General features: G+C 72.5%; 23 protein-coding genes and 1 pseudogene. 8 read left to right on the top strand and 16 right to left on the bottom strand.

Going from position 1 to position 25797, the window contains the following annotated elements; translation table 11 throughout:
* Window positions 1–83: 83 nt before the first annotated feature.
* Window positions 84–1061 (top strand): ATP-binding cassette domain-containing protein, encoded by a 978-nt coding sequence (locus tag ACP4E5_RS41795; RefSeq protein ID WP_425839059.1) that lies wholly within the window; start codon window positions 84–86, stop codon window positions 1059–1061.
* Window positions 1058–1855, top strand: a complete 798-nt coding sequence (locus tag ACP4E5_RS41790; RefSeq protein ID WP_425839056.1) for an ABC transporter permease — start codon at window positions 1058–1060, stop codon at window positions 1853–1855. Before ACP4E5_RS41795 ends, ACP4E5_RS41790 begins: the two co-directional genes overlap by 4 nt.
* A gap of 139 nt (window positions 1856–1994) precedes the next feature.
* Here ACP4E5_RS41790 and ACP4E5_RS41785 read toward each other — a convergent pair whose 3' ends face one another.
* From ACP4E5_RS41785 to ACP4E5_RS41760, 6 genes and pseudogenes are all read right to left on the bottom strand, one after another.
* Window positions 1995–5099: an ATP-binding protein gene (locus tag ACP4E5_RS41785; RefSeq protein WP_425839053.1), complete on the bottom strand. Its 3105-nt coding sequence runs from the start codon at window positions 5097–5099 to the stop codon at window positions 1995–1997.
* Window positions 5100–5134: 35 nt separating this feature from the next.
* The gene (locus tag ACP4E5_RS41780) at window positions 5135–6040 is read right to left on the bottom strand and encodes an MFS transporter (RefSeq protein ID WP_425839050.1); all 906 of its coding nucleotides are present in this window, start codon (window positions 6038–6040) and stop codon (window positions 5135–5137) included.
* A gap of 296 nt (window positions 6041–6336) precedes the next feature.
* A pseudogene (locus ACP4E5_RS41775) lies at window positions 6337–6483 on the bottom strand (MFS transporter); the annotation flags it as partial.
* Between the two features lie 98 nt (window positions 6484–6581).
* On the bottom strand, window positions 6582–7829 hold the full coding sequence (locus ACP4E5_RS41770; protein ID WP_425839047.1) for a M20 metallopeptidase family protein: 1248 nt from the start codon (window positions 7827–7829) through the stop codon (window positions 6582–6584).
* 78 nt (window positions 7830–7907) lie between these two features.
* Window positions 7908–9107, bottom strand: a complete 1200-nt coding sequence (locus ACP4E5_RS41765) for an acyl-CoA dehydrogenase family protein (RefSeq protein ID WP_425839044.1) — start codon at window positions 9105–9107, stop codon at window positions 7908–7910.
* Between the two features lie 13 nt (window positions 9108–9120).
* Window positions 9121–10671 carry an acyl-CoA synthetase gene (locus ACP4E5_RS41760; RefSeq protein ID WP_425839041.1) on the bottom strand — a complete coding sequence of 517 codons (1551 nt, stop codon included), beginning with the start codon at window positions 10669–10671 and terminating at the stop codon, window positions 9121–9123.
* Between the two features lie 143 nt (window positions 10672–10814).
* Between ACP4E5_RS41760 and ACP4E5_RS41755 the strand changes: the two genes are divergently transcribed.
* Window positions 10815–11438 carry a TetR/AcrR family transcriptional regulator gene (locus tag ACP4E5_RS41755; protein WP_425839038.1) on the top strand — a complete coding sequence of 208 codons (624 nt, stop codon included), beginning with the start codon at window positions 10815–10817 and terminating at the stop codon, window positions 11436–11438.
* On the opposite strand, the gene ACP4E5_RS41750 is transcribed toward ACP4E5_RS41755, so the two are convergent.
* Genes ACP4E5_RS41750 through glgA form a run of 3 tightly spaced genes read right to left on the bottom strand, consistent with a single transcriptional unit; the run spans window position 11387 to window position 14229 of the window.
* Window positions 11387–11788 (bottom strand): hypothetical protein, encoded by a 402-nt coding sequence (locus ACP4E5_RS41750; protein WP_425839035.1) that lies wholly within the window; start codon window positions 11786–11788, stop codon window positions 11387–11389. The two genes, ACP4E5_RS41755 and ACP4E5_RS41750, sit on opposite strands and share 52 nt — an antisense overlap.
* A gap of 48 nt (window positions 11789–11836) precedes the next feature.
* Entirely contained in the window at window positions 11837–13054 is a 1218-nt protein-coding gene (glgC, locus tag ACP4E5_RS41745) for a glucose-1-phosphate adenylyltransferase (protein ID WP_425839032.1), read from the bottom strand.
* 17 nt (window positions 13055–13071) lie between these two features.
* A complete protein-coding gene (gene glgA / locus ACP4E5_RS41740; RefSeq protein ID WP_425842064.1) occupies window positions 13072–14229 on the bottom strand; it encodes a glycogen synthase in 1158 nt (385 codons plus the stop codon).
* Window positions 14230–14528: 299 nt separating this feature from the next.
* Here glgA and ACP4E5_RS41735 point away from each other — a divergent pair, with 299 nt between their 5' ends.
* Window positions 14529–15530, top strand: a complete 1002-nt coding sequence (locus ACP4E5_RS41735; protein WP_425839029.1) for a DMT family transporter — start codon at window positions 14529–14531, stop codon at window positions 15528–15530.
* Window positions 15531–15561: 31 nt separating this feature from the next.
* Here the strand turns inward: ACP4E5_RS41735 and ACP4E5_RS41730 are convergent, their stop codons facing one another.
* Window positions 15562–16632 (bottom strand): transglycosylase family protein, encoded by a 1071-nt coding sequence (locus tag ACP4E5_RS41730; RefSeq protein WP_425839027.1) that lies wholly within the window; start codon window positions 16630–16632, stop codon window positions 15562–15564.
* Window positions 16633–16719: 87 nt separating this feature from the next.
* Window positions 16720–17691 (bottom strand): acetylxylan esterase, encoded by a 972-nt coding sequence (locus ACP4E5_RS41725; RefSeq protein WP_425839024.1) that lies wholly within the window; start codon window positions 17689–17691, stop codon window positions 16720–16722.
* 149 nt (window positions 17692–17840) lie between these two features.
* Here ACP4E5_RS41725 and gndA point away from each other — a divergent pair, with 149 nt between their 5' ends.
* Window positions 17841–19280: an NADP-dependent phosphogluconate dehydrogenase gene (gene gndA / locus ACP4E5_RS41720; protein WP_425839022.1), complete on the top strand. Its 1440-nt coding sequence runs from the start codon at window positions 17841–17843 to the stop codon at window positions 19278–19280.
* Window positions 19281–19289: 9 nt separating this feature from the next.
* Here the strand turns inward: gndA and ACP4E5_RS41715 are convergent, their stop codons facing one another.
* The 4 genes from ACP4E5_RS41715 to ACP4E5_RS41700 form a co-directional block, all read right to left on the bottom strand.
* A complete protein-coding gene (locus ACP4E5_RS41715) occupies window positions 19290–19499 on the bottom strand; it encodes a hypothetical protein (protein ID WP_422429231.1) in 210 nt (69 codons plus the stop codon).
* 91 nt (window positions 19500–19590) lie between these two features.
* Window positions 19591–20034: a nitroreductase family deazaflavin-dependent oxidoreductase gene (locus ACP4E5_RS41710; protein ID WP_425839019.1), complete on the bottom strand. Its 444-nt coding sequence runs from the start codon at window positions 20032–20034 to the stop codon at window positions 19591–19593.
* A gap of 120 nt (window positions 20035–20154) precedes the next feature.
* Window positions 20155–20805, bottom strand: a complete 651-nt coding sequence (locus ACP4E5_RS41705) for an aspartate/glutamate racemase family protein (protein WP_425839017.1) — start codon at window positions 20803–20805, stop codon at window positions 20155–20157.
* Window positions 20806–20849: 44 nt separating this feature from the next.
* Window positions 20850–21194: a GNAT family N-acetyltransferase gene (locus ACP4E5_RS41700; RefSeq protein WP_425839013.1), complete on the bottom strand. Its 345-nt coding sequence runs from the start codon at window positions 21192–21194 to the stop codon at window positions 20850–20852.
* A gap of 177 nt (window positions 21195–21371) precedes the next feature.
* On the opposite strand from ACP4E5_RS41700, the gene ACP4E5_RS41695 reads away from it, so the two are divergent.
* The 3 genes from ACP4E5_RS41695 to ACP4E5_RS41685 all read left to right on the top strand — a co-directional run bounded on the left by ACP4E5_RS41695 (window position 21372) and on the right by ACP4E5_RS41685 (window position 24992).
* Window positions 21372–22571 (top strand): glycosyltransferase, encoded by a 1200-nt coding sequence (locus ACP4E5_RS41695; protein ID WP_425839010.1) that lies wholly within the window; start codon window positions 21372–21374, stop codon window positions 22569–22571.
* Window positions 22572–22659: 88 nt separating this feature from the next.
* Window positions 22660–23679 carry an NAD-dependent epimerase/dehydratase family protein gene (locus tag ACP4E5_RS41690; RefSeq protein WP_425839008.1) on the top strand — a complete coding sequence of 340 codons (1020 nt, stop codon included), beginning with the start codon at window positions 22660–22662 and terminating at the stop codon, window positions 23677–23679.
* Window positions 23676–24992 (top strand): D-arabinono-1,4-lactone oxidase, encoded by a 1317-nt coding sequence (locus ACP4E5_RS41685; RefSeq protein ID WP_425839005.1) that lies wholly within the window; start codon window positions 23676–23678, stop codon window positions 24990–24992. The genes ACP4E5_RS41690 and ACP4E5_RS41685 overlap by 4 nt, the downstream gene beginning before the upstream one ends.
* On the opposite strand, the gene ACP4E5_RS41680 is transcribed toward ACP4E5_RS41685, so the two are convergent.
* The gene (locus tag ACP4E5_RS41680; protein ID WP_425839002.1) at window positions 24971–25741 is read right to left on the bottom strand and encodes a bestrophin-like domain; all 771 of its coding nucleotides are present in this window, start codon (window positions 25739–25741) and stop codon (window positions 24971–24973) included. The two genes, ACP4E5_RS41685 and ACP4E5_RS41680, sit on opposite strands and share 22 nt — an antisense overlap.
* Window positions 25742–25797: the final 56 nt, after the last annotated feature.

Here is a 25797-nt window from a genome sequence, read left to right as displayed (position 1 = left end):
GAGCCATCGGCTCCACGGCCGGATGTCCCGGCTGAAACCACGGTGAAACCGGGCTGAGTGCGCCGTGCCGCAATCTCTGCGGCATGACCACCACGACAGCCACCTCTCCACCCCTCGCCATCGAAGCGCGCGGCCTGCGCAAGGCATTCGGGGGCAAGACCGTCCTCGACGGCATCGATCTCGCGGTGCCGGCCGGCTCCGTCTTCTCACTGCTCGGGCCGAACGGCGCGGGGAAGACCACCGCCGTCCGGATCCTCTCCACGCTCATCACCGCCGATGCCGGCGAACTGTTCGTCGGCGGCCACGACCTGTCGGCCGACCCGCAGGCCGTGCGCGCGGCGATCGGTGTGACCGGGCAGTTCTCGGCCGTCGACGGGCTGATCACCGGCGAGGAGAACATGCTCCTCATGGCGGATCTGCACCATCTGCCCCGCCGCGAGGGCCGCCGGGCGGCCGCCGAGCTCCTCGACCGGTTCGACCTCACCGAGGCCGCGAAGAGGCCCGCCGCCACCTACTCGGGCGGCATGACACGCCGCCTCGACATCGCCATGACACTCGTCGGCTCCCCGCGGATCCTCTTCCTCGACGAGCCGACAACCGGCCTCGACCCGCGCAGCCGGCACACGATGTGGCGCATGATCCGCGACCTCGTCGCCGACGGTGTCACCGTCTTCCTCACCACGCAGTACCTGGACGAGGCCGATGAACTGGCCGACCGCATCGCCGTGTTGAGCGAGGGCCGGATCGCCGCCACGGGCTCCGCCGACGAGCTGAAGCGGCTCGTGCCAGGCGGGCACGTGCGGCTGCGGTTCACCGACCCGGCCGGCTACCGGGCCGCCGTCGCCGCGCTGCGTGATGTCACCACGGACGACGAGGCGCTGACGGTGCGGGTCCCCAGCGACGGCACGCAGGCCGAACTGCGCGCCGTTCTCGACTGGTTGGACGCGGCAGGCGTCGAGGCGGACGAGCTGTCCGTGCACACCCCCGACCTCGACGACGTGTTCTTCGCCCTGACCGGCGGCGTCGAGCAGACTTCCCGGCCCGAGGAGGCCCTGCGATGAGTAGCACCGCCCTCTCCCTCGCCGTACGCGACTCGTCCACGATGCTGCGCCGGAACCTCCTGCACGCCCGCCGCTACCCGTCCCTCACCCTGAACATCCTGCTGACGCCGATCGTTCTGCTGCTGCTCTTCGTGTACGTCTTCGGCGACGTGATGAGTGCGGGGATCGGTGGCGGGTCCGCGGACCGCACCGCGTACATCGGCTATCTCGTGCCGGGCATCCTGCTGATGACGATCGGCGCCACCCCGGCCGGGACCGCGATCTCCGTCACGATGGACATGACGGAGGGCATCATGGCGCGTTTTCGTACGATGGCGATCCATCGCGGGTCCGTGCTGATCGGGCATGTCGTGGGCAGCGTGCTGCAAGCGGTCGCCGGCGTGCTCGTCGTGGGCGCCGTGGCGGTGGCGATCGGCTTCCGTTCCACGGATGCTTCCGCCCTGGAGTGGCTCGCTGCGTTCGGCCTGACGGTGCTCGTGGCCGTCGCGCTGAGCTGGGTGGCCGTCGGGCTCGGCCTGGCGAGTCCGAACGCGGAGGCGGCCAGCAACAACGCGATGCCGCTGATCATCCTCCCGTTCATCTCCAGCGCGTTCGTGCCGATCGACGCGATGCCGGGCTGGTTCCAGCCGGTCGCCGAGTACCAGCCGTTCACGCCGCTCATCGAGACGCTGCGGGGGTTGCTGCTCGGCACGGAGATCGGTCACAACGGGTGGCTGGCAGTGGGCTGGTGCGTGGCTTTGACCGGGGTCGGGTTCTTCTGGTCGAGGGCGTTGTTCAGGCGCGATCCGGAGTAGGGGCTTCCGGGGGCGTCGGGCCGCAGCGGGGGCGTGGTCGCGGGGCTCTGCCCCGGGCCCCGCTGCTCAATCGCCGCAGGGGCTTGATCGGCTCAAGGGGGTTGATTGGCTCGATCGCCGCAGGGGCTCAGGAGAGTGCTCAAGGGAGACGGATCTCGTCCCGGAGGTCGTGCACGTCAAGAGTGGCGTACTCGGCCAGCGCGTGCGCGTACGCCGTCCCGTCGGCGGACTCGGCGGCCCGGCGGGCCCGGTCCGCCGACATCGTGGGGTGGAAGTCCCGTAGCACCCAAAGGTGTTCGGCCAGGGCGAGCGTCCGTACGGCCTCGGGGGCACGGCGGTCCGTGAGGCCTGCCGTGCCGAGTGCGTGCAGCACGGTGCCCAGGACGGGGAGGCCGACGGAGGCGGCGGCCGGACCCGCGAGCAGCGCCCGCAGCCGGTCGACCGTGTCCGCGACCGGTTCGAGCCGGCCCGCGTACGCGTGCGCCGTCACCGCCGTCGCCTGGATCTGCAACGCCCACGGGTCGTGCCACAGCTCTCCGGCGTACTCCGCCCCGGCGACGGGCAGCCGGGCGACGGCGCGGCGCCACAGTTCGAGCCCGGCCTCCGTGTCGCCGCGGGCGAGCGCGATCTCGGCGCGTACGCCCAGGTCGGGGCTGTAGAACGGGTCCTTCTGCGCGGAGCCCTCGGCCTCCGCCCGGCGCCGCCACGTCTCGGCCTCGGCCGGATCCCCGCGCTGCAGGCAGGCGAGCGCGAACCCCCAGCGGATGCCGACGTAGTCGTTCTCGTCGCCGAACCGGGGCAGTGCCTCGCGGGCCGCCCGCAGGTACCGGTAGGCGTCGTCGCCGTACCCGTTGGTCAGGCACATCTGGCTCAGGCGTGAGTAGCCCATGACCTCCAGAGGCGGACTGTCGACCGTCCCGAGTACGTCGACGGCCCGCCGCGCCGAGGCGAGCGCGCGATCGATGTCATGCTCGTACTCCCACACGTAGGTGGCGACGCTCTCGGCGACGGAGACGACCAACGGGCTTTCGTCGGCGCACAGTTCGCGCAGCACGTCGTACTTCGGAGGCAGCATGTCGGCCACGGCGCCCAGCACGACGGCGATGGCGCGCAGCAGGGTGTCCGGCGGGGCCGGGGGCAGCCGGCGCAGGGTGACGAGGTGGCGTACGACGCGCGGGGCGTGGTCCACGATGAGGCTCGCCGCGCACAACACCGCGGCGGCGCGGGCGACTTCGACGTACGCGGGTTCGGGCCGGTAGTGCGAGAGCGGGACTCCGGTGTCGGCCGCGAGGGTGGCGAGGCGGGCGAAGTTGGAGTCGGTGGACCACAGGGCGGCGAGCACGGCGGTGACGGCGGCGGTGGTGGGACCATCAGCGCGGTCCAGGGCGTGGCGCAGGGCCGCCACGAGATTGTCCTGCTCGGCCTTGATCAGCTCCCAGGCATCCGGGGAGCGCGGCCCCAGCAGCGTCGCGTGGTACTCGACACCGAACTCCCGGGCCCAGTCGGTGAGTTGCACTACGGCCCGTTCCTCGTCGCCTGCCTCCGCGCGACGGGCCGCGCTGAACTCCCGTACGGTCTCCAGCATCCCGAACCGGACACCTGACGGGGTGTCCGCGACGGTCAGCAGCGACTGCTCGACGAGCTGTTCCAGTACGCCCAGCGCGTTCTCGCCGAGGACCCGTTCCGCCGCGTCGCCGGAGAACCCGCCGGGGAAGACGGACAGCGTGCGCAGGGCGGCGCGGGCCTCGTCGCCGAGCAGGTTCCAGCTCCACTCCACGACGGCGTACAGGGTGCGGTGACGTTCGGGGACGTCGCGTACGCCGCCGCGCAGCAGGGCGAACCGGTCGCCGAGGCGGCGGGCGATCTCGGGGACGGACAGGGCCCGTACCCGCGCGGCGGCCAGCTCGACGGCGAGCGGCAGCCCGTCGAGGTGCCCGCACACTTCGGCGACCGCGTCCGGGGGCAGATCGACGCCGGGGCGCGCGGCCCGGGCCCGCTGGCCGAACAGTTCGACGGCGGTGTCGGGGCCGAGTTCCGGCAGTGCGTACACCGCCTCGGACGTGAGGCCGAGCGGCGACCGGCTGGTGGCGAGTACGCGCAGGTCGCGGGCGCGGGACAGCAGTGCCTGGACGAGGTCGGCGACCCCCGCGACGACGTGCTCGCAGTTGTCGAGGACCAGCAGCGCGGGCCCGGCGCCGAGCGTCCCGACGATGCCGGACACCGGGTCGGCCGGGGCGTGCCCGCCGACGGCGCCGTGCCGCCGCTCCCCCGCGCCGAGCGCGGAGGCCACCTCGGCGGCGACGTCCGCGTCCGCGGTGACGCCGGCCAACGGCACGACGTGCACGGCGCGTTGCCCGGCCCGGCGGGACACGGCGTACGCGAGCCGGGTCTTGCCGAGGCCGCCGGGGCCGACGACGGTGACGGCGCGGGAGGCGTGCAGGAGCCGCTCCACCGCGGCGATGTCCTGGTCGCGGCCGAGGAGTTGGTTCGGTTCGTGCGGAACGCCGTGGCGGACCACGGGCGCCTCGTCGTGCAGCAACTCCTCGTGAATGGCGCGGAGTTGGGAACCCGGGTCGGCGCCCAGTTCCTCGCGTAGAGCACGGCGGTACGTCTCGTAGCGGGACAGCGCGGCGGGCGGTCCCGTCGTGGCCGCCTCGGCGCGCAGCAGTTCGGCGAGCACCTCCTCGTCGCGTGGCAGCCGCGCGGCGGTCTCGGCCAGCGGCCCGGTCGCCTCCGCGTGACGGCCGAGCCGGGCGAGCGCGAGAGCCCGCGCGCGGGTGAGATCCCGGCGGACCGGGGCGCGTTCGGCGCGGAGCGCGGCCACGGGACCTTCCGCGCCGCCGTCCTCCTGCGCCGTCCCCTCCCACAGGGCGAGCCCGGCCTCGGCCGCGGCGAGCGCGCCGGCCCGGTCCCCGGCCCTCGCCCGCTCCGCGCACTCGGCGGCGTGCCGCAGCAGCAAGGAGCTGTCGACCTGGTCCTCGGTGAGGCCGAGCCGGTAGCCGGTCGGAGTGCTCACGATGACGTCGGCGCCGAGCTGGGCCCGCACCCGCGCGACGAGGACCTGTACCGCCTTGCCCGGCCGCTGCGGCAGCGCCTCGGGCCACAGCCCCGCCACCAGCCGCTCGACGCCGCACCCGGTGCGCGGCCCGCCCGCGAGAAGGGCGAGCAGGCCGCGCAGGCGGGGTGCGGTGACGTCCTGCCCCCGGTAGGCGACGCGGGGCAGGAGGGTCAGGTCGGTGGTCATCCGTGCAGGTTAGCCAAGGTCGCCTGGCGCGAGCCTCATGCCGACGAACGCGGTGCCGACGTGACCGGCGTGGCGGGCGTCGTGGGCGTGGACCGGCTTGGTCGCGCCAGGAGTTGGATGCCGACCGCCGCCAGGCAGGCCACGGCGGCGCAGGTCCAGATCGTCACGTACGCGGACAGCGTCGGGGTGTCGGTCGAACCGATGACGAGGGTGCCCAGGGCGACGGCGAACGCGGCGCCGCCGACGCTGCCGCCGAGTGTCTTGAAGTTGTTGTAGACGGCGGTGGCGCTGGCCGTGCGGTCCGCGGCGCTGCTCTCCACGATCACGGTGGGGAGACCGCCGAGCCCGAGGCCGACGCCGAAGCCCACCAGGGCGTTGGCGACCGTGAACGGCACGAGGCCGGTGTGCAGTGCGATCAACCCGCCGTATCCGCAGGTGAGCAGCGTGAACGCGAGCAGGAGGAGGCGGCGGTAGCCGATCCGGACCGCGAGGTTCGCGCACAACGACGAGCCGAGGAACGCCATGAGGTGCGGGATGACACCGCACAGACTGATCTGCCAGGCCGCGAGGTCGAACCCGTAACCCGTCTCCTTGGGCGCCGTGGCCATGAAGCTGACCGCGACGGTCTGTCCGCCCAGCAGGACGGCGCCGAGCACGAACCCGGAGGCATAGTACGGGGCGCTCTGCCGGCGGCCCAGGGCGCGTACGTCCACCAGGGCCTCGGGGCGGCGCAGTTGGAGGCGGGCCCAGACGTACAGGAGGGCCGCCGCCAGGGCGAGGCCGCCGAGCGTGGGCGCCGACACCCAGCCCCAGGTGGAGCCGCGGGAGACCGTGCCGAGCAGCAGGACCAGGGACACGGCCAGCAGGGCCGCCCCCGACCAGTCCATGCGGCCGCTCGCACGGGTGCGGGACTCGGGGATCGCGGTGAACGACAGCGCCACGCACGCGACGGCCAGCGCGGCGAGGGCGAACAGGGTGGGCCGCAGTTCGCCGAGGAGTGCGAGCAGCGGTCCGGCGAGCGCGTGGCCCAGGACGGAGCCGAGGGTGACGAGCCGACGAGGAGGCCGACGGCCCGGCGCCCGCCGTCGACGCTGAGCCGGTCGCGCACGAGGCCGATCTCCAGCGGCAGCAGCGCGGCGAGCGGACCCAGCAGGGCGCGGCCGAGGAGCAGTACGGCGAGGTTGGGCGCGCAGGCCACGAGGAGGGTGCCGACGGCGATCGTGCCGAGCGCGAACCGGATCATGCGCCGGTGTCCGTACAGGTCACCGAGGCGGCCGAAGGCCGGGACGCTGACGGCCGCGGCCAGGAACTGCACCGTGGTGATCCACTGGGCCTGGCCCGTGCCGATGCCCTGCCAGTGCTGGATCTCGGGGACCAGGGGCACGGTGGCGCCCTGGAGGAAGCCGCTGATCAGCTCGAAAGCGACGAGCAGGCCGACCACGGCGCGCACATTGCCGCCCGCCGTCGGCGCGGTGGGCGCGCTCACGCGGCGGCTCCCCGGGCGAGGCGTCCCTCGGCGAGCGCGGCGAGCAGCGCGGCCTGGCGCGGCAGCACGCGGTCGTCGAAGACGGCGCGCGGCGAATGGTTCACGGCGGTTTTCGCCGGGTCGGCGCCCTCGGGGGCGGCGCCGACGAGCAGCATCGCGCCGGGCACGCGCTGGAGGACGAACGCGAAGTCCTCGGACCCGTTGGCCGGTTTGGGCGACTCGTGGACCTGCCCGTCGCCGAACAGCGCGCGGGCGGTGTCGAGCGCGAAGGCGGTCTCGTCCGGTTCGTTGACGGTGACCGGGTACTGCACGGTGTACGTCACCTCGGCCTCGACGCCGTGCGCCTCGGCGATGCCGCGCACCAGGCGGGGCAGGCCCTCGATGAGGCGGGTGTGGACGGGCTCGGAGTAGCTGCGCACGGTGGCCTCGAACGTCGCGGTGTCCGGGATGACGTTCTGCTTCGTGCCCGCGTGGAAGCTGCCGACGGTGACGACGGCCGGGTCGAAGATGTCGAAGCGGCGCGTCACCCAGGTCTGGATCGCGGTGACGATCTCGCAGGCCACCGGTATGGGGTCCCTGGCGCCGTGCGGGGTCGAGCCGTGGCCGCCCTGCCCGCGCACGGTGACGCTCAGCACGTCGGACGCGGAGGTGACGGTGCCGGCCCGGCTTGCGATCATGCCGCCGGGCAGCCGGTCGGCGGCTACGTGCAGCGCGAACGCCGCGTCGAGGGGCTTTCCGGCCGCGTCCAGAAGGCCCTCGTCGATCATCACGCGGGCGCCGCCGAAGCCCTCCTCGCCGGGCTGGAACATGAACACGACGTCGCCGTGGAGGTGTTCGCGGCGCTCGGCCAGCAGCCGTGCGGCGCCGACGAGTGCGGCGGAGTGCAGGTCGTGGCCGCAGGCGTGCATGGCGCCCGGCAGCTCGGACGCGTACGCGACGCCGCTGTTCTCGGTGATGGGCAGGGCGTCCATGTCGGCGCGCAGCAGGACGGCGCCGCCGGGCCTGCCGCCGCGCAGCACGGCGGTGACCGAGCTGAGGTCCTTGCCGGTGGTGATCTCCAGGGGCAGTCCGTCGAGTGCGGCGAGGATCTTTTCCTGGGTGCGGGGCAGGTGGAGGCCGAGTTCGGGCTCGCGGTGCAGGGCCCGGCGCAGTGCGACGAGTTCGGGGTGGAGGTCGTGGGCGCGCTCGGTGTACGAGGTGGGCGGAGTGGACGAGGTGGACGACGGTGCGGTGGTGGGCGGCATGCGGGAGGTACCTCCTGAGGGGAAGAGCACACGGAAAGAGCACAGCGGACCTGCGGTGGTGCCGTGGTGCCGCGCCGGTCAGCCGGACATCAGCAGCTGCCGGGCGATCCCGTTCTTCTGGATCTCGGAGGAGCCGGTGAGCACGCGGAACATCCTCAACTTCCGGAAGATGGACTCGACTTCGGCGCCGCGCACGAGGCCCGCCTTGCCGTGGATCTGCACGGCCTCGTCGGCGATCCGGAAGGCGCTCTCGGCGACGAAGAGCTTGCACATGAACGCCTCCGTGCGCGGCTCGGCCCCCGCGTCGAGGTCGGCGAGCGCGTCGTACGTCATGCTGCGCGCCGCGTAGTACGAGGTCGCCATGTCGGCGAGCTTGTGCTGGATCGACTGGAGCGCGCCGAGCGGTGCGCCGAAGACCTGCCGGGTGCGGGCGAAGTCGACGGTGAGGGCGAGGGCGCGGCGGGCCTGGCCGAGAACGCTCGGGCAGTGCAGGAGCCGGTTGGTGGTGACGCGGCCGAGCCCGATGCGCAGCCCGTCGCCGACCTTGCCGAGCAACTGGCCTGCTTCCACACGGCAGTTGTCGAGGACGATGTCGCTCTCGATGTGCTCTCCGGACATCGGCGTCTCCCCCGGCAGCACCTCGCAGCCGGGGGAATCGAGGTCGACGAGGAACGCGGAGAACACCGGCTTGGCATCCTCGGGCGCGTCCGGCTCCGGGGCCATCCGCGCGATGAGGACGGAGAAGTCGGCGAACGGTCCGGCGGAGGAGAACACCTTGTGCCCGGTGATCCGCCAGCCGTCACCGTCGGGCGTGGCGATGGTGCTCATGGCGCGCACGTCGGAGCCGGCGTCGGTCTCGGTGAGCGAGAAGCAGCAGGCCCGCTCGCCCCGGACGACCGGCTCCAGATATGTCTCGATCTGCTCGCCGGTGGCGTACTGGAGGATGGACCCGGCGCGCAGCGGGCCGCCCATGTCGCCGAGGACGCTGTGCTGGAGGATCCGCCCGGAGGCACCCACCTCCTCCTTCAGGGCGGCGAGTTCGGTGTACGTGAGGTCCTGGCCGCCGTGCTCCTTCGGCAGGTGGATGCCGTAGAAGCCGAGCTCGCGGCTGCGCCGCCAGGCGGGTTCGAGCTGGGCGCGGGTGTAGCCGCTCTCGGGCGCGAGACCCAACTCGGTCTCGTACTCGGCGAGTTCGCCGTCGAGGTACGCGCGCAGGCGGCCCACGAGGTCCTGGAGCCGCGGGTTGTCGTCGTACGTGGGGGTGAGGGTGAAGGTCATCGCGTTCTCCTGTTCAGTGGACGCGGCGCTCGGCGCCGGTCCAGTGGCGCGCGCGGACGGCGCGGCGGTCGATCTTCCCGTTGCGGTTGACGGGCAGCGCGTCCACGAACTCCACGGACCGCGGCTTCTTCACGCGGGCGAGGCGTTCGGCGCAGAAGTCGACGATCTCGTCCTCGCCGACCTCGACGCCGGGCCTGCGCACGACGACCGCCTTGACGGCCTCGCCCCACTTCTCGTCGGGCACGCCGACGACGCAGGCCTCGGCGAGCGCGGGGTGGGCGTACAGGACGGCCTCCACCTCACTGCAGTACACGTTGTAGCCACCGGAGATGATCATGTCTTTCTTGCGGTCGACGATGAACAGGTAGCCGTCCTCGCGCAGATAGCCGAGGTCACCGGTGTGCACCCAGCCGTTCTTGAACGTCTCGGCGGACAGCTCGGGTTCGTGCCAGTACTCGGTGACGCAGTCGGGCCCGCGGGCGATCACCTCGCCGATGCTCCCGGCGGGCAGCGCGGTGCCCGCCTCGTCGACCACCCGTATCTCCGTGTCGAACACCGGCCGGCCGCAGGACAGCAGCAGGTCGGGGTCGGTGGTGGTGCCGGCGAGGACGTCCTCGCGGGTGAGCACGGTGATGCCGCTGGTCGTCTCGACCTGCCCGTACCCCTGCATGACGATCGGTCCGAACGCCGCGACGGCCTCGCGCAGCCGCTGCGGCGAGACCGGGGCGCCGCCGATGTGGAGGGACCGCAGGCAGGACAGGTCGGCGGTGGCGGTCTTCGGGTGGGCGAGCAGCATGCCCAGCATGGTCGGGACAAGGAACGTCGCGGTGATCCGCTCGGTCTCGACCGTGGCGAGGAACAACTCGGCGTCCCAGCGCGGCAGTACGACGACGGTGGCACCAGAGGCGAGGAGGGCGAGCAGCGGCATGCCGGGCGCGTGGGTGATGGGCCCGGCGGCGAGGTAGCACTCGCGGGTGGAGGGTGAGGCGTCCGAACTCATCATCCGCTTGCGCATGTTGGCGAGCCGGTTGCCGTGGGTCTGCACGGCGGCCTTCAGTTTGCCGGTGGAGCCGGAGGTGAAGTTGAGGACGGCGGCGTCGTGCTGGTCGACCTCGACGGCGACCGCCTCCTCGCCCCCTTCGGCGAGCAACTCCGCATAGGTGAGCGCCTCTTGGTCCCCGTAGTCGACCAGAAGGCAGTCCACGGACGCGCGTTCCAGGGCGGCGCGGGCCGCGTCGAGCCGGTCACTGTCCACGAACAGGACGCGGACGTCGGCGTCGTCGAGGATGTGCGCGACCTCGTCGACGGAGAGCCGCGGGCTGATCGGCACCCGTACGAGGCCGCTCTTGGACAGGGCCATCTCGGTCTCGACGGCCTGCGCGCAGTTGCCCGCGTACGTCGCGACGGCCTGCCCCGGCACGAGCCCGCGCCCGATGAGCGCGGAGGCCAGACGGTTGGTGACCCGCTCGAGGTCCCCGTACGTCAGCCTGCGTTCACCGCAGATCAGGGCCTCGCGCTGCGGCCAGAAGGTACTGCTTCGAGTGATGTACGTGCCCAGGTTCACGGACTGCTCCCACGCTCGACGGCTCAAATCATCATGACGGCCAATAGTGGACAGCGTGTCTATAAACCTTCGGGGTGTCAATGATCCGGTGTACTCTTCCGGCACCGGCCAGGGACCGACCTGGGACGCGAGAGGAGCCGGACATGCCGCCGGAATCGGGCGATCGCCGAGTACGCCGCACCCGACGCCTGTTGCGCGACGCGCTGGTGTCGCTGTCGCTTGAGCGGGGCTACGCGACCGTGACCGTGGAGGACATCACGGAGCGGGCCGACCTGGGCCGGGCCACCTTCTACAAGCACTACACGGACAAGGACGACCTGCTCGACCGCGTGGTGACCGACCTGCTCGACGAGTTGCAGGACCGGCTGCGCCCGCTCGTCCAGGCCTCCGAAGTGGGCTTCACCGGCAAACCGGCCCTGGAGATCTTCCGGCACGCCGACGAGGAGCGGGACGCCTACCGGATGGTCCTGCGCGGCGAGGGCGACGGCCGGGCGCTGCGCCAGTTCACGCGGGCGCAGGCGGAGGCGACGGCCGCGGTCTTCCGGGCCCGCGCCGAGCACGAGGGCGTCACGCCCCGGATCAGTGTCGACGTCCTGGCGCGCGCCTGGGTCGGCGAACAACTCGCCGTGCTGGGCTGGTGGTTGGAGGAGGATCCACGCCCGATGCCTCCGGAGGAGGCCACCCGCATGCTGCTCGACCTCTCACTGCGCGGCCGCTACTGGGCGAACGGCTTCGAGGGCGAGCCACCTGTGCCCGATCCCGCGTGAGCGGCGAAGGGCATCGAGGCGGCCGTACCCAGGGCGAGCCAGAACACGAACTTGCCCAACGGACCGTTCACCGTCCGCAGTTCGCCGTCGTCGTGCCGGCAGAACGAGTCCGGCGGGAAGTAGCGCGAGACCGGGGTACCGGCGCCGTGACAGGGCGAGGCCTCCGGGAACAGGCCTGGTTGCGCGCGCTGCGAGAGGAAGCCGCCGACGAGCACCGCCAGCCACCCGGCGACCAGGAACACGGTCAGCACCCAGGCCGGGACTTTCGCCCGTCGCCCGAGCAGCCACAGGCCGCCCGTCGGCAGGGCGAACACCATGAGCAGCACGGACAGCACCAGCAGCGCCTTCATGGCCCCAGTACAGCACCGGCCGCCGGTACGCCCCGCCCGACCCCACGCTCAGTGCACCGACTGCCCCTTCCCCAGGGCGATCACCCCGCCCTTCGACACGGTGTAAAGCTCCGCGTCCCGGCTCGGGTTGACGCCGATGGTCGCGCCGACCGGGACCTCGACGTTCTTGTCGAGGACGGCGCCGCGCACCACCGCTCCCCTGCCGACCCGCACGTTGTCGTGCAGGACCGAGCCCTGGACGACCGCGCCGTCCTCGATCACGACGCCGGGTGAGAGCACGGAGCGGGTGACCTGGCCGCGGATGACGCAGCCGGGGCTGACGATGGACTCGGCCGCGATGCCGCCCGCGCAGAACTTGGCGGGCGGCAGCTGGCCGGGGTGGGTGTAGATCGGCCAGCGCCGGTTGTCGAGGTTGAAGACGGGGGTGTCCGAGATGAGGTCCATGTGGGCCTCGTAGTAGGCGTCGAGGGTGCCGACGTCGCGCCAGTAGCCGTGGTCGCGGTCCGTCTCCCCCGGCACGTGGTTGCCGTCGAAGTCGTAGATCTGGGCGACGCCGCGCTCGGTGAGCATCGGCACGATGGAACCGCCCATGTCGTGCGCCGAGTTGACATCCTCCGCGTCCATCTGGAGCGCGTCGACGAGGACCTTGGTGGTGAACAGGTAGTTGCCCATGGACGCGAAGACCTGGTTCGGGGTGCCGGGCAGCGGCGGCGGGTCGGTGGGCTTCTCCAGGAAGGCGTCGATGCGCGTGCCGTCGCGGGCCGGGGTGATGATGCCGAAGGACGAGGCCTCGCCGCGCGGCACCCGGATGCCCGCCACTGTGACGCCCGCGCCGGACTCGATGTGCTGGGCGAGCATCTGCCGGGGGTCCATCCGGTACACATGGTCGGCGCCGAACACCGCGATGTAGTCGGGCTGTTCGTCGTGGACCAGGTTGAGGGACTGAAGGATCGCGTCGGCGCTGCCCTTGTACCAGCGCGGGCCGAGCCGCTGCTGGGCCGGGACCGGCGTGACGTAGTTGCCGAGCAGGCTCGACATCCGCCAGGTCGTCGTGACGTGCCGGTCCAGCGAGTGCGACTTGTACTGCGTCAGGACGCAGATGCGCAGGATGTCACCGTTGACGAGATTGGACAGGGCGAAGTCGACCAGGCGGTAGGTACCGCCGAACGTCACCGCGGGCTTCGCCCGGTCCGCGGTGAGCGGCATCAGCCGCTTGCCCTCCCCGCCTGCCAGTACGATCCCGAGCACCGAAGGTCCGCCGCGCATCCCAACCCCCCTGTGATTCACGTGCCGTTGAGGATCTCCTCGTACATGTCGGCCGTGCGCCGTGCGATCGCGTCCCAGCCGAATTCCGCCGCGGCCCGCTCCCGGCCCGCCTCACCCATCGCGCGCGCCGCGCCGGGGTCGGCGACGACCCGGTTCAGGGCGTCCGCGAGCCCCGCCTCGAAGCCTTCCGGGTCCGCGGCCGCGTACGGGACGAGCAGTCCCGTCTCGCCGTCCGCGACGACCTCGGGGATGCCGCCGACCCGCGAGGCGACGACCGCGGTGCCGCAGGCCATCGCCTCCAGGTTGACGATGCCGAGCGGCTCGTACACGGAGGGGCACGCGAACACCGAGGCGTGGGTGAGCAGTTGGATGACCTCGGTGCGCGGCAGCATGGACGGGATCCAGCGCACCCCGTCCCGCGAGGCCTTCAGATCGTCGACCAGATCCCGGAATTCGCGGCCGATCTCCGGGGTGTCGGGCGCGCCCGCGCACAGCACGATCTGGACGTCCTTCGCCAACTGCTTCGCCGCGCGCAGCAGATGGGGGACGCCCTTCTGCCGGGTGATGCGGCCGACGAAGAGAATGTAGGGGCGCCGCGGGTCGATGTCGTAGCGGCGCAGCACGTCCGTGCCGACGTCGGCGTGGTAGAGCGAGACGTCGATGCCGTTGTGCACGACGCGTACCTTCTTCGGCTCCAGGGCCGGATAGCAGGCGAGGATGTCCTTGCGCATCGCGTGCGACACGGCGATCACGCCGTCGGCGGCCTCGATCGCGGTCCGCTCCGCCCACGCCGACAGCGCGTAGCCGCCGCCCAGCTGCTCCGCCTTCCAGGGGCGCAGCGGCTCCAGGGAGTGGGCGGTCATGACGTGCGGTATCCCGAGGTGCAGGGCCGCCAGGTGCCCGGCCAGGTTGGTGTACCAGGTGTGGGAGTGCGCGAGGTCGCGGCCTTCGAGGGCGGCGGCGATGGACAGGTCCACGGAGAGCGTGCGCAGCGCGTCGTTCGCCCCGTCGAGCGCGGGCCAGGCCCGGTGCCGGCGCACGCCGTCGGCCGTCCCCTCGCCCCAGGTGTGCACCTCGAGGTCGACGAGGGGGCGCAGCTCGCGCGCCAGGAACTCGACGTGCACTCCGGCGCCGCCGTAGACATCCGGCGGGTACTCCCTGGTCAGCAGTCCCACACGCACGCGCGGCCCCCGTAGTCGTCGGTCGGCGACTCTCGCTCTGGATCGCTGTTCGAAAGCGCACCTCATGGTCACCCATGGAGGGGTCCCTGCGGAAGGGCGCGGACGGCACCGGTGCCCGAGTCCCCCGCGGGCCCCTGGGGCACCCGCCCTGGGGATGAAACAGGATGCGGCCTACTCCAACGGGAGTAGGACCCATTGCGTGCTCAGGTCGGACGACGCGAAGGGCAGGGAAGAGCGATCGTAGAGAGTATGAGAAGCGACCGTGCGCCACGCCGCACCTCCAGGGGCGCCTCATGAGCGACCTGGTGCTTTCCGTGCTGCTCTCGCTCGTCTCCGCCGTCGCGTACGCGGGCGGGGCGATCGTGCAGGAGCGCGTGGCCGCGACGTCGCCCCAGGCGGCGTACGCCCCGCTGCGCCGGCCCGCCTGGTGGGGCGCCGGATGCCTGAACGGCCTGGGGGCGCTGCTGCACGTCGCGGCGCTCGCCTTCGGCCCGCTCAGCGTCGTGCAGCCGCTCGGCGCGCTGACGATCGTGCTGGCGCTGCCGATGTCGGCGCTTCTCGTGGGGCGCAGGACCGGGGCGACGGCCTGGCGTGGCGCGATCATGGCGACGGTCGGGCTCGCGGGGCTGCTCTCGCTGACCGGGGCCACGACCGAGCAGTCGCTGGACGGGGCGCAGCGCCTGCTGGTCGGCCTGATCACGGCGGGCGGTGTGCTGGCCCTGATGTCGTCGGCCCGCGTGGCGCACCGGCACCCCGTGGTGCGCGCGGTGCTGCTCGCGGTGGCGGCCGGTGGCGCGTTCGGCATGGCGTCGGTGTTCACGAAGTCCGTGACCGAGGACTGGACCGGGGAGCCGCTGGAGCAGCTCGCGACGCTCCTCGCGATCGCGGGCCTGGCCGCGGCCGGGATGCTGCTGTCGCAGGCCTCCTACCGGGGCGCCGGGCTCGCCGCTCCGCTGGCGACCGCGACGGTCGTGAACCCCGTGGTGGCGGCCACCGTCGGCATCACGATGTTCGGCGAATCGTTCCGGTACGGCACGACCGGCACGGTGCTCGCGCTCGGCTGCGGTGTCGTGGCGGCGGGCGGCCTGATCCTGCTGACGACGGAGCGCATCGGGCGCGGACGCCGGGCGGGCGCCTCGGTGGTCACGCACGGAGTGTCACCGGTGATCCCGCCGGTGGTGCCGAACAGCCCGGCCGGGCTCGACTCGGTGCCGCTGCCGCCGCGCGCGCCGGGATCCCGGCAGAAGCCGCCGTGCGAGGGCTGGACGGCCGAGAACATCCGCTCCCGGCCCTGACACTCAGGCGGCAACAAGGACGCCGTGACGCTCAGATCCTGACGCCGCGGGCCCGCAGATACGCCAGCGGGTCCACGTCACTGCCGAAACCGGGCCCCGTCCGCACCTCGAAGTGCAGATGCGGGCCCGTGCTGTTGCCCGTGGAGCCGGAGCGGGCGATGCGCTGGCCCGCCAGGACGCGCTGGCCGCTCTTCACGGACAGCGCCGACAGATGCCCGTACTGGCTGTACTTGCCGTCGGCGTGCCGGATCACCACTTCGTAGCCGTACGCGCCGCCCCACCCGGCCGAGACGACGTGGCCCGCGGCGACGGCCTTGACGGAGGTGCCGGTGGACACCGCGAAGTCGACGCCCGTGTGGTAGCCCTTCGACCACGAGGAACCGGCGGCCCGGTAGGGAGTGCCGAGCGATGCGGCGACGGGGGCGACGGCGTTGTGCGTGGTGGCCTTCGCCGTGTCGGACTTCTTGGCGACCGGCTTGGCGGCCTTCTTCGGGGCCGGCGCCGACGTCTTGCCCGGCATCGCGAGGCGCTGCCCGGGGGTGATCAGGTCCGGGTCGGCGCCGATCGTGGCGCGATTCGCCGCGTACAGGGCACGCCAGCCGCCCTTCACGGACCGCTCGGCGGCGATGCCGGAGAGGCTGTCCCCGTTGATGACGCGGTACATCCGGGCGCGCCCCGCGCGTGACTGCGGTGTGGACTGCGGCCGGACGTCGGGGGCCGCGCTCGCGCGGGCGAGGCCCGCGCGCTGCGAGCACACCGGCCAGGCGCCGGGGCCCTGCCCCTTGAGCACCTTCTCGGCCACGGCGATCTGCTGGTCCCTGGTGGCGAGGTCGGCGCGCGGCGCGTAGGCGGTGCCGCCGTACGCGGCCCAGGTGGAGCGGGTGAACTGGAGGCCGCCGAAGTACCCGTTGCCGGTGTTGATGCTCCAGTTCCCGGAGGACTCGCACGCGGCGACCTTGTTCCACGTGTGCGCGTCCGCGGCCTGCGCCGTGCCCGCGCCGATGATCGGGATGGCCATGCCGACGCCGCCCACGGTCACGGTGAGCGACGCCCGGTTGACCCGGCCCGCCTTGTACCGGCGGTGCCGGCCGCGTAACGCCATGAATGCCCCCTCAGCCACACGTAGGAGCGGCAAATTAGCCGCTCCCCCGCATGTGGACAAGAGTGCCGGGGGCCACCTTGGCGGGATTCAGCCCCTCAAGTGACCAGGAATCCACCGGAGTTGGGCGGCCTGCTGGAAGGGGCCGCCGCCCTCGTGGTCGTTGAAGGCGTACACCTCGATGGACTTCTCGGTGCCCGCCCAGTGGTTGTACGCGGCGAAGACCGTGGACGGCGGGCAGGTCAGGTCCTCCAGGGCGGCGGAGAACAGGGTCGGCGCCGTGGCGCGCGCCGCGAAGTTGATGCCGTCGAAGTAGGAGAGCGTGCGGAAGGCGCGCTCGTCGTCGCCGATGTGCGCCTTGAGGTAGAGGGCGATCTCGCGGTACGGGTGACGCTCGGTGAGCGTGGCCGCGCGCCGGAAGTCGCACAGGAACGGCACGTCGGGCGCTGCCGCCTTCAGTCCGGGCACGAGTCCTGCCACGGCGATGGTGATGCCGCCGCCCTGGCTGCCGCCGGTGACGGCGATCCGCGAGGCGTCGACGAGCGGGTGCGAGCGGGCGGCGTCGACGGCGCGCACGGCGTCCGTGTAGACGCGGCGGTAGTAGTACTCGTGCGGGTCCCGGATACCGCGCGTCATGAATCCCGGCTGCGACGGCGTGGAGCCGACCGGGTCGGGGGTGTCGCCGACGCTGCCGCCGCTGCCCTGCCCGCGCGTGTCCATCACGAAGTGCGCGAACCCGGCGGCCGCCCAGCGCAGGTGGGTGTGCGGAAGGCCGCGGCCGCCCCCGTAGCCGATGTACTCGACGACGGCCGGAAGCGGCTCGTTCGTGCCTGCCGGAAGGATCAGCCAGCCCTTCACGGGATGCCCGCCGAAGCCCGCGTACGTAACGTCGAATATGTCCACCGCCGTGTACGGGACGTCGACGGGCTCGAAGCGTGCGTCCAGGTCGTGCTCCCTGGCCTCGACCAGGGTCTTCTCCCAGAAGGCGTCGAAGTCGTCGGGGGCGGTCAACTCCGGCCGATACGTACGCAACGCATCGATTGACAGGTCGAAATGAGGCACGCACGGCTCCAGATTCGTAGAGAGTCCACGGTGTGTAGAGAATGCACGGTGGGTCCGGATCGCCAACCTAACCCGCCTGCCCGCCAGGAATGAACAAGATCTTTCATCTTCCGCATACGGATACGACAGACTCGACAGGAGCGACAGGCATGAGCACTACAGCCCAGATCGGTGTCACGGGCCTCGCTGTGATGGGGCGCAACCTCGCCCGGAACTTCGCCCGCAACGGCTACACGGTCGCCCTCCACAACCGCACGGCTTCCCGTACGCACGCGCTGGTCGAGGAGTTCGGCGAGGAGGGCATCTTCGTACCGACCGAGACGGCCGAGGAGTTCGTGGCAGCGCTCGAGCGGCCGCGGCGCCTGGTCGTCATGGTGAAGGCGGGCGAACCGACCGATGCGGTGATCAAGGAGTTCGCGCCCCTCATGGAGGAGGGCGACATGATCATCGATGGTGGCAACGCGCACTTCGCGGACACCCGGCGCCGTGAGAAGGAACTGCGCGAGCAGGGCATCCACTTCGTCGGCACGGGCGTCTCCGGCGGCGAGGAGGGCGCGCTGCACGGGCCGAGCATCATGCCCGGCGGCAGCGTCGAGTCGTACGCCTCGCTCGGCCCGATGCTGGAGAAGATCTCCGCGAAGGCGAAGGACGGCGCGCCCTGCGTGACGCACGTCGGCCCCGACGGGGCGGGCCACTTCGTGAAGATGGTGCACAACGGCATCGAGTACGCCGACATGCAACTCATCGGCGAGGCCTACCAGTTGCTGCGCGACGTGGCCGGGTACTCCCCCGCGCAGATCGCCGACATCTTCCGCACGTGGAACACGGGCCGCCTCGACTCCTACCTGATCGAGATCACGGCCGAGGTCCTCTCCCACGTGGACGAGGCCACCGGGAAGCCGTTCGTGGACGTCGTCCAGGACCAGGCCGAGCAGAAGGGCACCGGCCGCTGGACGGTGCAGATCGCGCTCGACCTGGGCGTGCCGGTGTCCGGCATCACGGAGGCGGTGTTCGCGCGCTCCCTGTCCGGGCACGCGGAACTGCGCACCGCGTCACGCGAGTTGGCGGGTCCCAAGGCCGTGACGCTGAGCGAGTCGGAGGCCGCGGCCTTCGCCGACCGCGTCGAACAGGCCCTGTACGCCTCGAAGATCGTGTCGTACACGCAGGGCTTCCACGAGATCTCCGCGGGCAGCGAGGAGTACGACTGGAACATCGACTCCGGCGCCGTGGCCCGGATCTGGCGCGGCGGCTGCATCATCCGCGCCGCGTTCCTCGACCGGATCACGGCGGCGTACGAGGCCGAGCCGAACCTGGTCTCGCTGCTGTCCGACAAGGGCTTCGCCGACGAGATCGCCGCGGCGCAGGACGACTGGCGTTCCGTCCTGGTCGCGGCGACCATCCAGGGCGTGCCCACACCGGGCTTCGCCGCCGCGCTCGCCTACTACGACGCGCTGCGCGCCGAGCGCCTGCCGGCCGCGCTCACGCAGGGCCAGCGGGACTACTTCGGCGCGCACACGTACCGCAGGGTCGACCGGGAGGGCTCGTTCCACACGCTGTGGGGCGGCGACCGCTCCGAGGTCGACGCGTAGCCGTTTCGGCTAGGCGGGTGACGGTTCGGGCTCCGGCGGGTGCGGGTCGGGGTCCGGGTCCGGCAGCGGCGGCGTCGGGGACGGCGAGGGCCGCGGCGTGGGCTCGGGCACCGGCGTCGGGAACGGGTCCGGCATCGGGCCGGGGTCCGGCCGGTCGGGCCCGGGTCCGGGTCCGGGCGTGGGGGTCGGCGGGACGGGATCGGGAAACGGATGGGTCATCGTTGGATCCTCCAGCGGTTCGGAGGGGACCTTTCCACTGTCTCCCGGCTCGCGTGCCCACGCCCGCCGAGTCCACGCGTGCGGCGGCCTCTCAGCCGCCGGTGCGGCTCAGCCGTACGACGGGAATGTCACGGCTTGTCTTCTTCTGGTAGTCCGCGTACGGCGGGAACACCTCCACGAGGGAGTCCCAGACGCGCGCCTTCTCGTCCCCGCTGAGCGTCTCGGCGCGCGCGTCGAACCGCTCGGTGCCGACCCGCAGGCGTACGTCCGGGTTGTCCTGGAGGTTCAGGTACCACAGGGGGTGCTCGTCTGCGCCGCCCTTCGAGGCCACGATGAGGTAGTCGTCGCCGTCCGTGCCGTAGATCAGGACGGTGCGCCGCCACTGGCCGCTCTTGCGGCCCTGGTAGTCGAGGAGCAGGCAGGGGGCGCCTTGCAGGGTCGTGCCCTCGGTGCCTCCGGACTCCTCGTAGGTGCGGGCCTGCTCGGCGACCCAGCCGCTGGGGCTGACGACGACGTCGGTGTCACGGTCGGTCATGTGCGCTGCCTCCTGTTCGAGATTCCTGCCGTGGATGTCTGTCCGTGGACTGCTTGTCCGGGGACTTCTGTCCGGGGACTTCTGTCCGGTGCGGACGACTCCAGGACAACTCCCTTCAACCTAAGCCCTCTTGGCGCGCGCGCATTCCGAGGCGGCGGCGCCGAGTCCGGGGCGCGGGCTGGAGAGCACGGGCAGGGTGGTGCGGGCCCGCTCGGCGGCGTCGGTCAGGGAGGCCTGCGCGAGGACGACGACGTCCGCGTCGGCGATGCCGTCGATGGCTTCGGCGACGAGCGCGAGATAGCCGTCCCTGTCGCCCGCGAGGAATCGGTCCCAGGCCCGCTCGACGAACACGGTGCGCACCTCCACCGCGCGTCCGGCCCGCCCGGCCTCCTCCTCGACCAGGCCGACGGTCGGCCCGAAGGTGCTGCGCAGCGTGGCGACCACGGCGATCCGCTCCCCCTCGGCGACGGCCCGCGCCGCCATCGGCCGGTCCACGCGCAGCACCGGCAGGCCGACGTCCGCGGCGAGCCCCTCGGCGACGGCGCCGAGCGTGGAGCACGTGCACAGCACGGCGTCCGCCCCGTCGGCGGCGGCCGCTTCGAGCAGCGCGCGGACCTCGCCGGTGACGGACTCGGGCCCCTCGGCGCCGGCCCGCACCAGCAGCTCCTCGCGTACGACGTGCCGCAGTTCCAGGTCCGGGTGGTCGGCGTCGCGCAGGGCGTCGAAGACCGGCACGTGGACGGGCGAGGTGTGCACGAGCGTCAGGTTCATGACCGGCACCCTACGCACGGATGATCACCGCGCGCGGGGGCGTCTCACCACTTGTCGGGGTCGGCCTCGAGCGCGGCCTTCGCGGCGAGCAGCAGGTCGGCGGAGGCCTCGGGCGCCTCGCCCGGATGGCGCTCGGCCCACCGGACGACGAACGGGCACAGCGGCGCCACGGCCACCGCTTCGGCGGCGGCGATGCCGTACAGCTCGCGGGCGAGCGAGCCCGCGATCCCCTTGCCCTCGTGCGCCGGCTCCACGACGGTGTGCACGGGGACGAGCGCCCGCTCGGGTTCCTCCAGTACGAAGTACTGGATGTGGCCGACGACTTCGCCGCCGGAGCGGGCCCGCAGCAGCCCGTGCTCGCGGTCGTCGCGGATCTCGATGTCACTCATGGGCTCTCCCTGCGTCGTGGCCGGTTCCGGTACCGGCCCGCGGGTACCGCGTGCGGGCCGCGCCTCACCTCGCCGCCGGGCACCGGCTCGGCGTCCTCGATCCGACAGTAGCCAACCTCGTGCACTGCGGATCCGCCGAAGTCGCCGCGTACGACGGCTCGCCATAGCGTGGACGGCGTGAACTCCCGCACTCATGGTGTGAGCCCGGAGGCGGATGAGCGCGTACTCGTCGTCCATGACTTCCTGGGGCATCCGTTTCCGGTGGGGCTCAGCCATGAGCTGGCCCGGCGCGGACGGCGCGTCACGCACCTGTACAGCGGCGACCACGTCGGTCCGCACGGCCCGCTGGAGGAGCGGCCGGCGGACGGTGCCACGGTGCGGGCCGTGCGCGGCGGGGAGCGTGCGCCGTACGGTGCCGCCGCCCGCGACGCGTGCCTGACGGCCGTACGGGAGTGGCGGGAGTCAGGCGCCCGCGGGCCCGTGACCCTGCTGTCCGCGAACGCCGCGCCCCACGTGCAGGCCGAACTGCTGGCCGTCGCCCGGGAGCGGGGCTGGCGGTATGTGTACTGGCTCCAGGACCTGTACGGCGCGGCCCCGACCGTGGATCCCGGCACGGCGGCGCGGGAGGCGGCGGCCGTCCGCGCCAGTGACCATGTCGTCGCGGTGACCGAGGGTTTCGCCCGCTCCGCGCGAGCGCTCGGCGTGCCGGAGGACCGGGTCACGGTGATCCCGAACTGGGCCGCCCCGCCGGGCGCCCGCGCGCCGGACGCGCCCGTCTGGGAACCGGCCGCACGGTTCCTCGCCCGCGGCGAGCCGATCCTGCTGTACGCGGGCACGCTCGACGAACGGCACGCCCCCGAACTGCTCGTCGAGCTCGCGGACGCCTGCGCGCGGGCTCGTCTGGGGCAGGTCGTCGTGGTCAGCCAGGGCGGCGGCCGTGCGTGGTTGGAGCGTCAGCGACGCCTGCGCGGGCTGACGCGGCTGACCCTGCTGGATCTTCAGCCCTACGAGGACGTGCCCGCCATGCTGGCCGCCGCGGACGTCACGCTGGTCACGCTCGCCCGGGAGGCGGCCGCCGTGTCCGCGCCGTCCAAACTGCTCGCCTGCCTGGCGGCGGGCCGCTGTGTGCTCGCCGCGGCGCCGGACGGCACGGAGACCGCGCGCGTGGTGCTCGCGTCGGGCGGTGGTCTCGTGACGGATCCGCGCGACGCGGCGGGCTTCACGGCCGCCGCGCTGCGCCTGTCGCGCGATCCGGCGCTGCGCGCGTCGTACGCGCGGTCGGCCCGCGTCTGGTCGCGGGACGCCTTCGATGTGCCGGCTGTCGCGGACCGCTTCGCGCGCGTGCTGTGGGGACGCCCGGCCGAGGACGCCCCCTGACCGAACAGGCACTGCTGGAAGCCGGCAGGCCCGGACAAGACCCGTCATGCCCTGATGGGCACCGCTCGCACCCGACAGGAGAAGTCTCGTGAGTGCACGCAACCACCACCCCCGCAGACCCGCGCTCGTCGCCGGAGCCGGGGGATTCATCGGCGGCCATCTTGTCGCCCGGCTGCTCGCCGAGGGGCGGCCCGTGCGGGCCGTCGACGTCAAGCCGCTCGACGCCTGGTACCAGCTCCATCCGTCGGCCGACAACCGGCGCGCGGATCTGGCGCTGCGTGAGGAGTGCCGGCGCGCCGTCGCGGGCGTCGGCGATGTCTACAACCTGGCCGCCGACATGGGAGGCATCGGCTTCATCGAGAACAACCGGGCGGCCTGCATGCTGTCGGTCCTCATCAACACGCATCTGCTGCTCGCCGCACGGCAGCACTCGGCCGACCGGTACTTCTACGCCTCGTCGGCCTGCGTGTACCCGGCCTACCGGCAGGACGACGCGCGGGTCGAGCCGCTGCGCGAGGACATGGCGTACCCGGCACAGCCGGAGGACGGCTACGGGTGGGAGAAGCTGTTCTCCGAGCGCATGTGCCGCCATTTCGCCGAGGACTTCGGGATGACTGTGCGCGTCGCGCGCTTCCACAACGTGTACGGTCCGCACGGCTCGTGGGACGACGGCCGCGAGAAGGCGCCCGCCGCGCTGTGCCGCAAGGTGGCGCGTGCCGTACGGGACGGCGCGGACGAGATCGAACTGTGGGGCGACGGTTCACGGACCCGTTCGTTCATGTACATCGACGACTGCGTCGAGGGCATCGGGCGGATCATGGAGAGCGATGTGGCCCGGCCGCTGAATCTCGGCACCGGTGAACTGGTCACGGTCAGCGGCCTCGCCCGGATGATCGAGGACATCGCGGGGCGCCGCCTGAGCCACCGTCACGATCTCTCCGCGCCCCAGGGCGTGCACGGCCGCAACAGCGACAACGCGACGATCCGGGCCGCGCTCGGGTGGGAGCCCCGCATCCCGCTGGCCGAGGGGCTGCGGCCCACGTACGCGTGGATCGCCGAGCGCGTACGGCAGGAGTCGGCGACGCCGGTGCCGGTGCGCGGGGCATGACGCGTTCCTGGACGAACTGGGCGCGTACGGCCCGCTGTTCGCCCGCCTCCTACGCCCTCGCGCGCGATGAGGACCATGTCGCCGCTCTCGTCCGCACGGCGGGCCGTCGCGGGATCGGGGTGCGCGCGGTCGGTGCCGGGCATTCGTTCGCGCCGCTGGCCGCTTCGACGGGGTTGCTCATCGACACGCGTGCGCTGCGGGGCCTCGCCTTCTCCCGGCGCGAAGGCTCGGACGGCGTCGAGGTGTCGGTGGGCGCGGGCACGTCGCTGGGAGAGCTCGCCGAAGGACTCCACCGGAAGGGGCTCACGGTCGTGGGCCTGGCGACCACGACCGCTCCGACCGTGGCGGGCGCCGTCGCCACCGGCACCCACGGCGGCGGCCGGCACGCGTCGCTGTCCGCGCAGGTGACGGGGGTCCGGGTGGTGACCGGCTCGGGCGACGTCGTCGATGTCGGCGACGCCGACCCCCGGCTGCCCGCGCTGTGCCTGTCCCTGGGCGTCCTGGGCGTGCTCACCCGGGTCACCCTGCGCTGCGTCCCGGGCCATCTGCTCACCCGCCACGAACGCGACGTCGGGTGGGACCAACTCGTGGAGGATCCGGTGGGGTGGGCCGGTGCGGCGGAGCATGTGTCGACGTTCTGGTTCCCCTGGCAGGACCGCCTGCTGCTGCGCACGCTGGACCGCCCCGGCCACCCGGAAGCCGCCAACCCGGCGTCCCGCATCCCCCGCGAACCGGTCCGCACGGCGCTGCGCTCACTGCTGTGCCGCGCGCCGCTGACCGGTGCGGCGGCCCGGTACGCCGCATCCGCGACCCGGCCGGGCCCGACGCCTCCGCACGTCGCGGCCGCGCACCGGAACGTCGTCTTCCCGCAGCGGCTGCGGTTCGCCGCGCTCGAGTACGCCGTGGCGCTGCCCCGCCTGCCGCAGGCGCTCATCGTGTTGCGCGGGGCGCTGCGTGACACCGGGTTCGTCAGCCCGCTGCCGCTGGAGATCCGGCCGGGGCCCGCCGAGCCGACCTGGCTGAGCCCGGCGCACGACCGCGGCACCGCCTGGATCAACCTGGCGGCGCCCCGTGCGGCCGGGCGCGAGCGGTGGCTGCGCGCTGCTGAGCAGGTCCTCGCGGGGATGGGCGGGCGCCCGCACTGGGCCAAGCAACACGGTCTCGACGCGTCCGTGCTGCGTGACCTCTATCCGCGCTGGGACGACTTCCACCGTGTGCGGGAAGCCCTCGATCCGGACGGCCTGTTCCTGTCGCCGTACACCCGCCGCCTCCTGATCGGCCCCTCCGCGCCTCACCGTCCGGCGGACCGCTGAGCGTCGATCTGCTCCATCCGCACCAGGGCGTCACGGAAGCTGTCCGGAGCGATCCGCACGCCGCTGCCGTAGGGATGGTTGAGCTGGAGGACGATCCAGATCCCGAACGCGCACAGGGCCACGATCGTCCCCATGCCCAGTACGGGCCGGACGCCGGACGGCCAGCCCATCAGCAGGAAGAAGCAGGGCACGGCGAACGCCGTGGTGATCAGGAAACCGAGCAGGAGGCCCGGAACATGCTCGGCGGCCGCCGCCACGCGCAGGCGGCGCTGGGCGTAGACGTCATCGACCGCGGCACGCAGATCACCGTGCAACCGGCTGTCCTCGCCGCTCCCCCTGTACATCCGGGAGTTCAGGGCATCGAGCCGGTTCCAGGCCTCGGGTGCGGCCTTCTCGCGGGAGAGCGCGGGCCACTCCTTCGTGATCACGGTGTCCGTGTAGTCGCGCACCGCCGACTGCAGGTCCCGCCGCTCGGCGGTAGGAAAGTACTGGGCCACGAGGTACGCGTTGCGCAGGGCTCCGGCCTCGGCCTCCGCTTCGTTCTGCGCGTCCCGCAGACTCGAACTGGCGCTGACGATCAGGAACGCGATGGTCAGCACGTACATCGACGCGACCGTGCCGCACGCGGCCGCCATCAGCGGCAGCCCTTCAGAACTGGCGCGCGGGCGGACGAGGCGGTGCCAGAGCCAGGTGAGGCCGGCTCCGCACAGGAACGCGGCGAGCACCACCAGGGCGCCTTGCAGATACATTCCGCACCACTCCGACCGCTACGACCACACAGAGTCACCTGACGTAGATCGACAGT

Source organism: Streptomyces fractus (assembly GCF_049844455.1).
Taxonomy (GTDB): Bacteria; Actinomycetota; Actinomycetes; order Streptomycetales; family Streptomycetaceae; genus Streptomyces; species Streptomyces fractus.
Note: the sequence above shows the minus strand (reverse complement) of the source record. Positions and strands in the feature narration are given on the sequence as shown.